At 37.6% G+C, this 1,525-nt stretch carries 1 protein-coding gene; it reads right to left on the reverse strand.

The window, feature by feature from the left end; translation table 11 throughout:
- Nucleotides 1-392: 392 nt before the first annotated feature.
- Nucleotides 393-1,463, reverse strand: a complete 1,071-nt coding sequence (locus ACNQF8_RS15290; RefSeq protein WP_417953928.1) for an IS110 family RNA-guided transposase — start codon at nt 1,461-1,463, stop codon at nt 393-395.
- Nucleotides 1,464-1,525 lie beyond the last annotated feature (62 nt).

Consider the following 1,525-nt stretch of genomic DNA (forward strand, 5'->3'; position numbering starts at 1 on the left):
ACTCCTATGTAAAGCATCATAAAGTTATTCACAACTTTTGAGAGGGTTATATGTTGGTTATTTTTCGAGTATAAAATTCCGTCCCAACGGCTTGTTGAAAAAGTTGGAAACAACTTTTTGTCTGCCGAAGGCTTAGACTGAAAAAGTTATTCTAACTTTTTCAATAATGCCACGTATTTTGATCTCTTTTATTTCATTGTCTTTCATTTTAAATTCTTAAAGCTCCCACTCCTATATGTGGTTCTCGTTATGAGAACGAGACCACCAGCATCGGTTTGATTGTAAGAATAAAAATAGCTGCCTACTACAAAATGCGGCTTCTTTTAAAGAACCGCCCTAGCTGTTTTGCAGTCTATTCTCTGGTATGATTGAGCCTTTTAAGAAGGTTGTTTTTATTTTTCTAATACTAAGTTTCTATTGATTTGATAGGGCGTTTCGGTTTTAATGACCGAGAGTATTCTTCGTGCTAATTTATGAGCTATTTTAATGATTACACTCTTTACATTCTTGCCTTGATGTTTGCGGTAATATTGCTGCATTTCGGCATCTTTTCTAATGGCAATCCAGGCTGCTTCTACTAAATAACTTCGTAATTGGGAACGACTTCTGGGGGTTATTCCCAAACATTTTTCTGATCCGCCGCTATTATAAATCCCAGGTACTAATCCGATGTAAGAGCTAAATTGTCCTTCGTTATTGAATCGGCGCAAATCACCACATTCAGCCAAAATTACACTGGACAGATAACCGCCAATTCCTGGAATACTCCTCAAGAGATTATAATCGTTCTTACAGGTCTTTCTACAATGCGCACGCATTTGATTGGCAATTCCCAAATACTCTGACCTTATAAAATTATACATCCGTATTTTGCCCTGAAGAGCCAATTTCCCACAAGGGGAGCTGAATTCTATATTTTCCAGCCAAACTATGAAATCTTTGTTCCAATTTGAATTATCATATGCTGGAGGTATTTCAATCCCATGAAAGAGCAACATACTTTTGATATGCGCTTTGCTTTGTCGGAGTTTCTTAGTGACTTGCGTTCTATGACGAGCCAAAGTGGTAAACTGTTCGTGTGCTTCGGTAGGAATATAAACTCCTTTGAGAACACCTGCCTTTAATTGATTGGACAGGTTTTTTGAATCTAAAGCGTCAGTTTTTTGATACCGCTCCTTATCTCCAGTCTTGACATCGGAGGGATTAACCACCAAAACATGCCAACCTAAGTTTAAAAAATAGCGCGCTGCAGAAAATCCGCAACATCCTGCTTCGTAAACTAAAGCTACTTCGTGATTTGGAAATGTTCGCTCCACATATTGATATAAATCCTCGGCAACAGAAGGCATCGAGAACGTTCTGTGAAAAAACAAATCCGATAGAATGGAAACGCTCCAGCTTTTTTTGTGAATGTCTAAACCAATGAATATCTTTGGAATAGTTAAGGCATCTTGTAATTGCATAATCTTCGTTTTTAGTAACTCTAAGTTATGCTTTTACATAGATGCTACAACGGATTTGGGCA

This window comes from Flavobacterium labens (genome assembly GCF_048286755.1).
In the GTDB taxonomy this organism is placed as follows: domain Bacteria; phylum Bacteroidota; class Bacteroidia; order Flavobacteriales; family Flavobacteriaceae; genus Flavobacterium.